This window comes from Rhodococcus pyridinivorans (genome assembly GCF_900105195.1).
GTDB lineage: Bacteria > Actinomycetota > Actinomycetes > Mycobacteriales > Mycobacteriaceae > Rhodococcus > Rhodococcus pyridinivorans.
Window position 1 is genome coordinate 3,307,287 of sequence record NZ_FNRX01000002.1, and the last position, 12,062, is coordinate 3,319,348.

A 12,062-nucleotide genomic window follows, 5' to 3' on the forward strand; every position below is an offset into this window, starting at 1 on the left:
CGCGCGCGGGGTCGGTCTCCCCTGTCGTCCCGGCACCCTGCGCGGGGGCCGCGCCCGTCGCAGACGCGGAGTCCGGTGCCGCCGAGGGATTCTGCCGGTCAGTCACGGGGGTCCTCCGGGTCCAGGCCGAGCAGCGGGAAGGCCGCCCGCCTCGTGGCGATGATCGCCGAATCGATGCGGGTCAGTGCGCGGTCCAGGGACGCGATCCCCGTTTCCGGTGTGCCACCGGGACCGTCCCACGGCAGGTACGAGACGTCGGAGCCCTCCCCCATGACCGTGGGCAGTTCGACGCTCGGGGCGAGAGCGCCGACGCGCTCGCTCCAGTCCGCCGGAACCGGGGTGCTCAGGTCGATCTCGCGGTCCAGCGCCGCGGCGATCAGGTGGGTCCACGCGCGCGGCACCACCCGCACGAGGCCGTAACCGCCGCCGCCCACGGCGAGCCAGCGACCCTCGCAGTAGCGGTCGGCGAGATCGCGCATCGCGAGATACGACGCGCGCTGGCCGTCGACGGTCAGGGAGAGATCGGCCAGAGGGTCCTCGCGGTGGCTGTCGGCACCGCACTGACTGATGAGTATCTGGGGGCGGAACGCCGCGACCGCGCCCGGCACGACGGCATGGAAGGCGCGCAACCACAACGCGTCCACGGTGCCCGGCAGTACGGGCAGATTGATCGCGGTGCCCTCGGCCGGACCCGAACCGACCTCGCTGGACCACCCGGTGTTGGGCCACAGCGTCGCGGGATGCTGGTGCAGGGAGATGGTCAGGACGCGGGGATCGCCGAGGAATGCGTGCTGCACACCGTCGCCGTGGTGGGCGTCGACGTCGATGTAGGCGATGCGGTCGTAGCCGTGGTCGAGCAGCCACGAGATCGCGATGGCGGCGTCGTTGTAGACGCAGAACCCGGCGGCCCAGTCGGCCATCGCGTGGTGCATGCCGCCCCCGATGCTCACCGCACGGCGGGCCCGGCCGCTCGCGATCTCGCGTGCGGCCGCGAGGGTTCCCCCGGCGAGCGTCGCGCTGGCCTCGTGCATACGGGGGAAGATCGGGTTGTCCTCGGTGCCGAGACCGTGGGGTGCGTCGGCCGGGGGTGCCGCTCCCTCCGGAGCGGAGCCCGCGCGCTTGACCGCGTCGACGTAGGACGAGGTGTGGATGCGCAGCAGATCGGTGTCGTCCGCAGGGGACGGGCGGACCGTCTCGACGCCTTCGAGGAGACCGAGACTGCGGGACAGCGCCATCGTGAGATCGAGACGCGTGGGGTTCATCGGATGTGTCGGACCCCACCGGTAGTCGAGGTAGTCGGGGCTCCACACCACTATCCGATCGCCGCTCAGCTGTGTCGTACCGCCCGCCGCGGTGGAGCTCGTGGTCATGGACACAGACGCTACTGGTCCACCCACGGACATGCGAGCCTCGGAGGGCGCCCCCACCGTCCTGTTCGCACGGTTAGAATCGGCCCAGACGAAGGGGTGTGAGAGTGAAGGACCTGGTCGATACAACGGAGATGTATCTCCGGACCATCTACGACTTGGAAGAGGAAGGCGTGGTGCCGCTGCGCGCGCGTATTGCCGAGCGCCTCGAACAGAGCGGACCGACGGTCAGCCAGACCGTGGCCCGCATGGAACGCGACGGCCTGCTCCGGGTCGCCGGCGACCGCCACCTGCAGCTCACCGAGAAGGGCCGCGATCTCGCGGTCTCGGTCATGCGCAAGCACCGGCTCGCGGAACGGCTTCTCGTGGACGTGATCGGTCTCGACTGGGAGAACGTGCACGCCGAGGCCTGCCGCTGGGAACACGTGATGAGCGAGGAGGTCGAGCGCCGTCTCGTGGAGGTGCTCAACAACCCGACCACCTCCCCCTACGGCAACCCCATTCCAGGACTGGCCCAGCTCGGCCTCGACCGCACGGCGGTCCTCGACGAGAAGCTGGTGCGGTTGACGGACATCCCGCACGGCAAGCCGACCGCGGTCGTGGTACGCCGGCTCGCGGAGTACGTCCAGTCCGACCCCGAGGTCATCGCGCGACTGCGTGAGGCCGGTGTGGTCCCGGACGCGCGGGTTACAGTCGAGACGCGACCGGGCTCGGTGTCCATCACCGTGGCCGGTCACGACAGCTTCGAGCTTTCCGACGAGATGGCCCACGCCGTGCAGGTGAAGCAGGTCTGACCCAGGCCCCTTTTCGCATGTCCGGTACGGGCGTGCGAAAAGGGGATGTCCAGCGTGAGACTTCTGGTGACCGGCGGCGCCGGCTATGTGGGCAGCGTGTGCACGACCGTGTTGCTCGAGCAGGGCCACGACGTCGTGGTCGTCGACGACCTGTCCACCGGGAACGCCGAAGCGGTGCCCACCGGTGCCGAGTTCGTCGAGGGCGACATCGCGGCCGTCGCCGACGAACTGCTCTCCGGATCCCGTTTCGACGGCGTCCTCCACTTCGGTGCACAGTCCCTCGTCGGCGAGTCGGTGGAGTTCCCCGAGAAGTACTGGCAAGGCAACGTGGTGACCACCCTGGCCCTGCTCGAGGCCGTCCGCCGCTCGGGTACCCCACGGTTGGTGTTCTCCTCCACCGCCGCGACCTACGGCGAACCCGACAGCGTGCCGATCACCGAGGACGCGCCCACCCGGCCGACCAACCCGTACGGTGCGTCGAAGCTCGCCATCGATCATGCGATCTCCTCGTACGCGCACGCTCACGGTCTCGCGGCGACGAGTCTGCGGTACTTCAACGTCGCCGGCGCCTACGGCGGTGCCGGGGAGAACCGGGTCGTCGAGACGCATCTGATCCCACTCGTGCTGCAGGTCGCTCTCGGTGTGCGCGATCACATCTCGGTCTTCGGCACCGACTGGCCGACCAAGGACGGCACCGCGGTGCGCGACTACATCCACGTCAAGGATCTCGCCGACGCGCACGTACTGGCACTGACGAAGTCCGAACCCGGCCGCCACGGCATCTACAACCTCGGCAGCGGAGAGGGCTTCACCGTCCGCGAGGTCATCTCGGCGTGCGAGCGAGTCACGGGCCTGCCGATCGCAGCGGTCGACGCGCCGCGCCGTGCCGGTGATCCGGCCGTGCTCATCGCCTCGAGCAGCCGCGCGATCTCCGAGCTCGGGTGGAACCCCCAGCACACCGATCTCGACGAGATCGTCTCCGATGCGTGGGAGTTCACCCGGTCTCTCGGCAACCGGCTGCACGCTGCTCGACGCTGATCGAGGACACGGCTCCGGTTCAGGACGGTTCGTCGCCGCGCGGCAGTTCGAGTCCCAGCCGCGCCGCGATCTCGTGTCCGGTCTCCGCGAGGCCACGGATCGACTCGGGACGCAGTCCCGCCTGCAGGGCCTGGTCGAGCAGATCCGAAAGCCGGTGGCGGGGATCGGATTCGAGGGCCGCTGCGAGCGCGACCCCGGCGAGCGGACCGTCGCCGCGCACGTAAGCGCCGAAGCCGACAAGCGCGGCGGCATCGGCGCGCTCGGGATCGGGCAGGGCCCGGGCGAGCTCGGTCCACAGACGCTCCGCCGGCCGTGCGAGCGGTCCGGTCGCAAGTCCCATGGCGGCGTCGCGCACCGTGCGGTTGGCGAGCAGGACGGCCAGCTCGGCGATGTCGGACGCGCTGGGATCCGTTCCGCCGGCGTACGTCTCGATGTGTGCGAGCACGGTTTCGAGTTCGAGACGGTCGGCGCGTTCGCCGCCGCCCTCGCGGGCACAGCGTTCGTACTCGCGGTCGCGGGTCTCGACGACCTCGTCGATACACCGCGCGACTTCCTGCCTCACCGCCGGCGGATACGGCGCGAGCAGTGCGGCGAGCTCGGTGCGGGAGCCTCGGATCGGGCTGCCCTCGAACACCCGGGCCACCGCGACCACCGAGGACCCGGGATCGGCCACGCTGCCGGTGATGTTCTGGCCGGGCACGAACCAGGTCGCTCCACCGGTGATCTCCGGTAGCGCGTACACCCCCGCCAGGTCGATGCCGACGGCGTCGAGATGGTCGGCGAAGTCGTCGACGAGCCTGCACACGTCGGCGATCACCGGATCGTGCCGGTCGATGAGGTCGTCGTCCACGAGAACGGCCACCACAGATTCCGCGCCCTCGCGGGCACAGACGGCGCAGAAGCGCCGGAACGCCGCGCGCATGGGTTCCGGGACCGACTCTCCGGGCCGGGGCAGGACGAGGTCGTGTCGCATCACGGCGCCGATACTCGCCACCTTCCCGTTCGGGCGGGTCGGAGCGTCACCCGTCGGGGTCAGGCACATCACGACGATCGAACGCATCGGCGGGAAGCCCATGAGGGCGGGCAGGGCGGCGATCACGTCACCGACATCGGTGAGACGGAGGGGATGCGACGACGAAGGCGTGGAAGTTGTCATGCTCGAACCGTGGCTCATCGGTCCGAGCGGAAAGCGACTCCCGGGGTCGTTCCGCGGCCTTCTGGGGATGAACCGGCCGGCTGTGGACAACTCCGCGACCGGCATCGTCGACCCGTGCCGAACGGACGATCCCGTCGGTGAGCGCTGTTAGGGTGCGCGCCCGGCCCCGTCAGGGGCGGGCGGCGAAGTCGACGGCCTCCCGGAACACGAGGTCGAGATTGTCGGCGTCGGGCGGCGCCGCGTCGAAGGACAGGTACGTGACCGTCACACGCACGTCCCCGATCTGCGCGATCCGCGCGGCCATCGACTGCGTCATGCCACCCGATCCCCTGCCGGAGTCGACCGTGCGGGTCAGGGCCAGCGTCTCGGCCCCGTCGACGGCTATGGCGGGATCGTCGCCGAGGACGGTCGAGACGGTCGAGGTGATCCCCCGCACGGTGGCGTCCACCTGCGAGCACTCGGTTAGATAGGTGCGGTACTCGCCGACGTCCGGAGCGGAACGGGTGACCTCGACACTGATCGTCGCGCGACTGGCGTTGTCGGTACCGACCACCATGGCGGTGCTCTCGGGGCCGTAATTCTGCGCGGGCGGCAGACATCCGCCCGGATCGACCTTCGAGCCGGGCTGGATCCCGGTCAGGTCGGGCGCTGCCTGCGCCACGGCCTCCGGTGGGAGGACCACCGCGACGTACGGTTCGGGAAAACGTTCGGGAGGAAGCACCAGCTCGCCCGGTGCCCGGACAATCGCGGGTGCAGGTGCAGGCGCGGTTCCCGTCAGGGCTGCCGGTTCGGGCCGGGGGTCGCCGGAGACGGTCTGGGAGCAGGCGGATGCGAGCATCAGGCACGCTGTCGCCACCGCGCTTCGGGCGGCCGATGCGCGGCGCCTCGGACGAGTGTCGCGTCGGGTCACCCGAACCTCCCTCGGTCGTCGACGTCGGGCAGGATGTGCGCCCCGGAATCGGTCGTCGTAGCGTCGATTAGACTCGAACACCACCATGCCACGTCGGGTGACCCCGGCGGAGATGCCGAGACGAAGTGTGATCGGAGTGGTTCGCAGATGGACGAACAGTCCCGCATGTACGAGCTGGAATTCCCGGCTCCGCAGCTCACCTCCCCGGAAGGTGAGGGGCCGGTCCTCGTGCACGGTCTCGAAGGTTTCGCCGACGCGGGACACGCGGTGCGCCTGGCGACCACGCACCTGCGCGAGAGTCTGGAGACCGAGCTCGTCGCGTCGTTCGCCGTCGACGAACTGATCGACTACCGGTCGCGTCGGCCGCTCATGACGTTCAAGGCCGACCACTTCTCGGACTACGCCGAGCCCGAACTGAACCTGTACGCGCTCATCGATGAGGCCGGCACCCCGTTCCTGCTGCTCGCGGGTGCCGAGCCGGATCTGAAGTGGGAGCGTTTCATCACCGCGGTGCGGTTGCTCGCCGAGCAGTTCGGGGTGCGGCGGACCATCGGACTCAACGCGATCCCCATGGCGATCCCGCACACCCGGCCGTTGGCGGTCACCGCGCACTCGACGAACAAGGACCTCATCGCGGGGCACCACCGTTGGTCGGGCGAGCTCCAGGTGCCCGCGGGAGTGTCGTCGCTGCTCGAATACCGCATGGGCCAGCACGGGCACGAGTCCGTAGGCTTCTCCGTGCACGTGCCGCACTATCTCGCCCAGACCGACTATCCGGCGGCCGCCGAGACGCTGCTGACGAACGTCGCAGAGGTCGGCGGCCTCGAGCTGTCTCTGCAGGCGCTCGGTGAGGCCGCGGCGCGGGTGCGGGAGCAGATCGACGAGCACATCGAGGACAATGCCGAGGTCCTCGGCGTGGTGCACGCGCTCGAGCGGCAATACGACAGCTACGTCGCCGCCCAGGAACAGCAGACCTCTCCCCTGCCGACCGACGAGAGTCTGCCGACGGGTGAGGAGATCGGGGCGGAGTTCGAGCGGTTCCTCGCCGAATACGACCGGCGCGGCGCCGGTCCCGGCGGCGATCTCCCCGGTCCGGACGACGGAAGAACCGGCGACGGCGGATTCGGCGAGTTCGACCCGGACGACGGGGACGATTCCGCTCCGCGTTGACACCACGGCGGGTTCGCCGGATGTTTCATGATCATCACAATCGTCGTTGTCGACGTCACATACAGACATGTACGCTTCGGCGACATGCCACAGTGGTAGTTGTGTCCGGTTCTCGGCCACGGGTCGGGCAGCCTGACTACCACCACGCGATCACCGACGTCGCAGGAGACGCTCATGGTTCCACCGCGCGCCCGGACGCTCCGCCCGGTTCCGGACAACGAACCCCGCATCGTGTTCCGCACGATCCACGGTTACCGACGCGCGTTCCGCCTGGCCGGAAGCGGTCCCGCACTGCTGCTCGTACACGGAATCGGTGACGACTCGTCGACCTGGCAGGACGTGATCCCGCACCTGGCGGAGAAGTACACCGTGATCGCCCCCGACCTGCTCGGGCACGGTCGATCCGACAAGCCGCGGGCCGACTACTCGGTGGCCGCCTACGCGAACGGTATGCGCGACCTGCTGTCGGTCCTCGGGATCGAATCGGTCACGGTGATCGGCCATTCGCTCGGCGGCGGGGTGGCGATGCAGTTCGCCTACCAGTTCCCGCACATGGTCGAGCGTCTGGTGCTCGTCGCGTCCGGCGGGGTCACCAAGGACGTCCATCTTGCCCTGCGGCTGATCTCGGTGCCGATCGTCAGCGAAGCGCTGCGGGTCCTGCGACTGCCCGGGGCGATGCCCGTCCTGCGCGCTGCCGGCGCGATGCTGAACCGGGTCAACGGATCGCCACTGAGGCCCGGTGCCCTGCTGCACGACACCTCGGATCTGGTGCGCGTACTGGGGAACCTCCCCGACCCCACGGCCTACGAAGCGTATTTGCGCACGCTGCGCGCGGTGGTCGACTGGCGCGGTCAGGTGGTGACCATGCTCGACCGCTGTTATCTGACGGAGAACCTTCCCGTCCAGCTCATCTGGGGCGATCACGACAGCGTCATCCCCATCGCCCACGCCTATCTCGCGCATTCGGCCATGCCCGGTTCACGTCTCGAGATCTTCCGGGGCTCCGGCCACTTCCCGTTCCGCGACGACCCGCTGCGCTTCCTGCGGGTGGTCGAGAACTTCCTGGAGACCACCGCTCCTCTGGAGTTCGACCTCGACCGCTGGCGCCGGCTCCTCGTGTCGGGTGTGAGCGAGTCGCAGATCAGCGGTGGCCCGGAGACCCGCATGGCGGTGCTCGGCGCGATGGGTTCGGACGAGCGCAGCGCCACCTGACCTGCACTACACGCCGGGCCACGCGACCCGCGGCGGTGGGTCGGGTCCTTCCGACTAGCCTGGAGAAGTGCTGCTTCCCGATCTGATACCCGACCCCGTCGACGACGACGCGCTGTTCGACGCGTTCACCACCTGGACGACGGATCGTGGCATCTCGCTGTATCCGGCGCAGGAGGAAGCGCTCATGGAGCTCGTCGCCGGCTCCAACGTCATCCTCGCCACGCCCACCGGCTCGGGAAAGTCGATGGTAGCGCTCGGCGCGCACTTCTTCGCGCTCGCTGCCGGGAAGCGAACCTTCTACACCGCCCCGATCAAGGCGCTCGTGAGCGAGAAGTTCTTCGCCCTGTGTGACGTCTTCGGTGCCGACAAGGTCGGCATGATGACCGGCGACGCATCGGTCAACGCCGGAGCGCCGATCATCTGCGCGACCGCCGAGATCGTCGCGAATCTCGCGTTGCGCGAGGGACCGGACTCCGACATCGGCCAGGTCGTGATGGACGAGTTCCACTTCTACTCCGAACCCGACCGCGGGTGGGCGTGGCAGGTTCCGCTCATCGAGTTGCCGCACGCGCAGTTCCTGCTCATGTCCGCGACGCTCGGCGACGTGACCTTCCTACAGAAGGATCTGACCCGCCGCACCGGACGGCCGACGGTGGAGGTCTCGGGCTCCGAACGACCCGTCCCGTTGACCTTCTCGTACTCGCAGGCACCCATCGGTGAAGCGATCGAAGAACTTGTCACCACCCATCAGGCACCCGTCTACGTCGTGCACTTCACCCAGGCCGCGGCCCTCGAGCGCGCCCAGGCCCTGACCAGCGTGAACATGTGCACGAAGGCCGAGAAGGAGGCGATCGCCACCGCGCTGGGCGACTTCCGGTTCTCCACCGGCTTCGGCAAGACCCTCTCGCGTCTCGTCCGGCACGGTATCGGTGTGCACCATGCGGGCATGCTGCCGAAGTACCGGCGCCTGATCGAGAAGCTCGCGCAGGACGGGCTCCTGAAGGTCATCTGCGGAACCGACACGCTCGGCGTCGGCATCAACGTGCCGATCCGCACCGTGTTGCTCACGGGCCTGACGAAGTTCGACGGCACCCGCACCCGGCAGCTCAAGGCGCGCGAGTTCCACCAGATCGCCGGTCGCGCAGGCCGCGCGGGATACGACACGATGGGCACCGTCGTCGTACAGGCCCCCGAGCACGAGATCGAGAACGTCCGGGCCCTCGCCAAGGCCGGGGACGACCCGAAGAAGCGCCGGAAGGTGCAGCGCAAGAAGGCACCCGAAGGGTTCGTCTCGTGGGGCGAGGGCACCTTCGACAAGCTGATCGCGGCGTCGCCCGAACCGCTGCAGTCACGGTTCTCGGTGAGCAACTCGATGCTGCTCAACGTCATTGCGCGACCGGGCAACTGCTTCGACGCGATGCGGCATCTGCTCGAGGACAACCACGAACCCCGTCCGGCGCAGCGCAAGCACATCCTCAAGGCGATCTCGCTGTACCGGGGCCTGCTCCAAGCGGGTGTGGTGCAGCAACTCGACGAGCCCGACGAGTTCGGGCGCCGGGCCCGCCTCACCGTCGACCTGCAGCGCGACTTCGCGCTCAACCAGCCGCTGTCGCCGTTCGCCCTCGCAGCGATCGAACTGCTCGACGTCGACTCCCCCACCTACGCGCTCGATGTGGTGTCGGTCATCGAATCGACCCTCGACGATCCCCGTCAGGTGCTCATGGCGCAGCAGCATGCCGCACGCGGTGAGGCCGTCGCACAGATGAAGGCCGACGGCATCGAGTACGACGAGCGGATGGAACTGCTCGAGGAGATCACCTGGCCCAAGCCGCTCGTGGAGCTGCTCGAGCCGGCCTTCGAGACGTACCGGGGTGGGCATCCCTGGGTGTCGGAGTTCCCCCTCTCCCCGAAGTCGGTGGTGCGCGACATGATCGAGCGCAGCATGACCTTCTCCGAGATGGTCTCGCACTACGGCCTGGCCCGCTCCGAGGGGCTGGTCCTGCGCTATCTCGCCGACGCCTACCGCGCGCTGCGGCAGACGGTGCCGGACGCCGCGCGCACGGAGGAACTCGAGGACATCATCGAGTGGCTCGGCGAGCTGATCCGGCAGGTCGACTCATCGTTGCTCGACGAGTGGGAGTCCCTCACCCATCCCGGGGTGGAATCCGACGACCAGCAGATCGCGTTCGGCGTCGACTCCCCTCGCCCGTTGTCCGCGAACGTCCGCGCGTTCAAGGTCATGGTCCGCAACGCGATGTTCAAGCGGGTCGAACTGGCCTCGCGTCGACGCTGGGACGAACTCGCGGCCCTCGGCGACGGTCTCGACGCCGAGGACTGGGAAGACCTGCTCGAGCTGTACTTCGACGAGTACGACGAGATCGGTACCGGCCCCGATGCGCGTGGACCGCTGCTGTTCACCGTCGAGATGGGTCCCGAGTTGTGGCGGGTGCGTCAGACCCTGCACGATCCGCAGGGCGATCACGGCTGGGCGTTGATCGGCGAGGTGAACCTCCGCGAGTCCGATGCGGCCGGTGAAGTGGTGTTCGACGAGTTCGAGATCGTCGAGGGCTGATCGTCGCAGGCGGCGGACCTCGGGAGCGGTAGCCTGACTCGGTGAGCGAACCGACCGTGCAACCCTTCCGCTTGGCCTACGTCCCGGGTGTCACCCCCGCGAAGTGGGTGCGGGTGTGGAACGAGCGGATGCCGGACGTCCCGATCGAACTGGTCCCCGTCGAACCCACGGCCGGTGCGGATCCGCTACGCGAGGACGTCGCCGACATCGCGCTGCTGCGCCTGCCGCTGCAGCGGGACGGCCTGTCGGTCATCCCGCTCTACACCGAGGTCTCCGTCGTAGTGGTGCCCAAGGAGCACGTGTTCGCGGCGGTCGACGAGGTGTCGGTGTCCGACCTCGCCGACGAGACGGTGCTGCATCCGCTCGACGACGTGCTCGACTGGGTCGCCCTACCCGGTGAGGAGGCGTTCGAGCGGCCCGCGACCACCGAGGACGCGATCTCGCACGTCGCCTCGGAGGTGGGTGTGCTCGTCACGCCGCAGTCGCTCGCCCGCCTGTACCACCGCCGCGACCTGACCTACCGTCCCGTCGTCGACGCGCCCGCGTCCCAGGTGGGTCTCGTGTGGGTCACCGACCGGACGACCGATCACGTCGACGAGTTCGTGGGCATCGTCCGGGGACGGACGGCCAACAGTTCCCGTGGCCGCAGCGATTCCGAGCCGGACGCCGGGTCGGGCGGCACCTCGCGTCGTGGCGAACGCAAGGGCTCGACCCCGAAGCGCCGCGCGCCCGAGCCCAAGACGTCCCGCCGGGCGGGGACGTCCGCGCGGAAGCGCCCCGGGAAGCCTCGGCGTGGTCGGCGCTGAGGGGGTCTTCGTCAGGAGACGGGGCGGCAGGTCGGCGGGACGCAGCCGCGGATGGTCTCGGCGAGGATGCGGTAGTCGACTCCGCGCGGGGACGACGAGCGGAACACCAGTCCGATGCGGCGGCCGGGTGCCGGGTCCGCGAAGTGCGCGACCTCGAGGTCTCCCCGGGCAGTTTCGACGGCGACCGCGGAGGCCGGGACGAGGGTGATGCCCAATCGTCCTGCGACGCAGCGCACCACGGTGGACAGGGAGGTCGCGCGGGTGTCGCCGAGTGCCGGTCGCGCGTCGATGGACCGGCACAGGTCGAGTGTCTGGTCGCGCAGGCAGTGGCCTTCGTCGAGCAGCAGCAGTTGTGCGTCGTCGAGCGCGGAGACCGAGAGGTCGGTGCGCCCGGCGAGTTCGTGTCCGGTCGGCAGGACGAGGACGAAATCCTCGTCGTACAGCGGCACTTCGATGACACCCGAGACGTCTGCGGGCAGGGCGAGGACGGCGACGTCGAGGGTTCCGGCGCGCAGGGCGTCGAGGAGACGCGCGGTCTGGTCCTCGACGACCTGCAGCGACAGCGCCGGCATCGCCCGGTCGAGTGCGGGCAGGATCTCGGGCAGGACGTAGGGCGCGACGGTGGGGATCAGGCCCACCCGCAGCGGGCCCGAGAGTCCGTCGGACACTCCTGCAGCCGCGTCGACGAAGCCGTCGGCGGCGTCGAGTACCACCTCCGCGTAGGGAAGCAGGCGCGCTCCCACCGGTGTCACGAGCACGCGGCGGGTGCTCCGCTCGATGAGCTGGACGCCGAGGCCGTTCTCGAGAGCCGCCAGCCCCTGGGACAGGGTGGGCTGGCTGACCTCGAGTCGCGCTGCTGCCGTGCCGAAGTGGCGGTAGGTGGCCACCGCGACGAAGGCACGCAGCTGCGAGAGGGTGGGCTGGTAGCTCTGATCGGTCACGCCTATCAGTGTAGTGCGACCTATCGTCTCTACCTTTCGCAGCTATCGGACGGTCGTGCGTCGACCACGAGACGGGCGCTCGCTGCGCCGACTGCC

10 protein-coding genes are annotated in these 12,062 nt (G+C 69.2%); 6 read left to right on the forward strand and 4 right to left on the reverse strand.

Features of this window, described 5'->3' with window-relative positions; translation table 11 throughout:
• Positions 1–98: 98 nt before the first annotated feature.
• Positions 99–1,370 carry an acetoin utilization protein AcuC gene (locus BLV31_RS15675; protein WP_006551331.1) on the reverse strand — a complete coding sequence of 424 codons (1,272 nt, stop codon included), beginning with the start codon at positions 1,368–1,370 and terminating at the stop codon, positions 99–101.
• Between the two features lie 104 nt (positions 1,371–1,474).
• Between BLV31_RS15675 and BLV31_RS15680 the strand changes: the two genes are divergently transcribed.
• Both BLV31_RS15680 and galE read left to right on the forward strand, forming a co-directional pair.
• Positions 1,475–2,161: an iron-dependent transcriptional repressor DtxR gene (locus BLV31_RS15680; protein ID WP_006551330.1), complete on the forward strand. Its 687-nt coding sequence runs from the start codon at positions 1,475–1,477 to the stop codon at positions 2,159–2,161.
• 45 nt (positions 2,162–2,206) lie between these two features.
• Positions 2,207–3,199, forward strand: a complete 993-nt coding sequence (galE, locus tag BLV31_RS15685; RefSeq protein ID WP_174556272.1) for a UDP-glucose 4-epimerase GalE — start codon at positions 2,207–2,209, stop codon at positions 3,197–3,199.
• 19 nt (positions 3,200–3,218) lie between these two features.
• On the opposite strand, the gene BLV31_RS15690 is transcribed toward galE, so the two are convergent.
• Positions 3,219–4,355 (reverse strand): DUF4192 domain-containing protein, encoded by a 1,137-nt coding sequence (locus tag BLV31_RS15690; protein WP_024100702.1) that lies wholly within the window; start codon positions 4,353–4,355, stop codon positions 3,219–3,221.
• Between the two features lie 169 nt (positions 4,356–4,524).
• Positions 4,525–5,265, reverse strand: coding sequence for a DUF5642 family protein (locus BLV31_RS15695; protein ID WP_231913184.1), 741 nt, complete (start codon positions 5,263–5,265; stop codon positions 4,525–4,527).
• A 147-nt stretch (positions 5,266–5,412) separates the two neighbouring features.
• On the opposite strand from BLV31_RS15695, the gene BLV31_RS15700 reads away from it, so the two are divergent.
• The 4 genes from BLV31_RS15700 (at position 5,413) to BLV31_RS15715 (ending at position 11,025) form a co-directional block, all read left to right on the forward strand.
• Positions 5,413–6,435, forward strand: a complete 1,023-nt coding sequence (locus BLV31_RS15700) for a proteasome assembly chaperone family protein (RefSeq protein ID WP_024100699.1) — start codon at positions 5,413–5,415, stop codon at positions 6,433–6,435.
• 174 nt (positions 6,436–6,609) lie between these two features.
• Positions 6,610–7,647 carry an alpha/beta fold hydrolase gene (locus BLV31_RS15705; RefSeq protein ID WP_006551325.1) on the forward strand — a complete coding sequence of 346 codons (1,038 nt, stop codon included), beginning with the start codon at positions 6,610–6,612 and terminating at the stop codon, positions 7,645–7,647.
• 67 nt (positions 7,648–7,714) lie between these two features.
• A complete protein-coding gene (locus tag BLV31_RS15710) occupies positions 7,715–10,219 on the forward strand; it encodes a DEAD/DEAH box helicase (RefSeq protein WP_006551324.1) in 2,505 nt (834 codons plus the stop codon).
• A gap of 41 nt (positions 10,220–10,260) precedes the next feature.
• Positions 10,261–11,025 carry a LysR family substrate-binding domain-containing protein gene (locus BLV31_RS15715; protein ID WP_064060800.1) on the forward strand — a complete coding sequence of 255 codons (765 nt, stop codon included), beginning with the start codon at positions 10,261–10,263 and terminating at the stop codon, positions 11,023–11,025.
• 11 nt (positions 11,026–11,036) lie between these two features.
• Here the strand turns inward: BLV31_RS15715 and BLV31_RS15720 are convergent, their stop codons facing one another.
• Positions 11,037–11,966, reverse strand: coding sequence for a hydrogen peroxide-inducible genes activator (locus tag BLV31_RS15720; protein ID WP_064060799.1), 930 nt, complete (start codon positions 11,964–11,966; stop codon positions 11,037–11,039).
• Positions 11,967–12,062 lie beyond the last annotated feature (96 nt).

Excerpts from the sequence above, each read along its gene's own strand:
- BLV31_RS15705 (WP_006551325.1), top strand. The coding sequence starts at position 6,610 with ATGGTTCCACCGCGCGCCCGGACGCTCCGCCCGGTTCCGGACAACGAA.
- BLV31_RS15675 (WP_006551331.1), bottom strand. The coding sequence starts at position 1,370 with ATGACCACGAGCTCCACCGCGGCGGGCGGTACGACACAGCTGAGCGGC.
- galE (WP_174556272.1), top strand. The coding sequence starts at position 2,207 with ATGTCCAGCGTGAGACTTCTGGTGACCGGCGGCGCCGGCTATGTGGGC.
- BLV31_RS15700 (WP_024100699.1), top strand. The coding sequence starts at position 5,413 with ATGGACGAACAGTCCCGCATGTACGAGCTGGAATTCCCGGCTCCGCAG.
- BLV31_RS15690 (WP_024100702.1), bottom strand. The coding sequence starts at position 4,355 with ATGACAACTTCCACGCCTTCGTCGTCGCATCCCCTCCGTCTCACCGAT.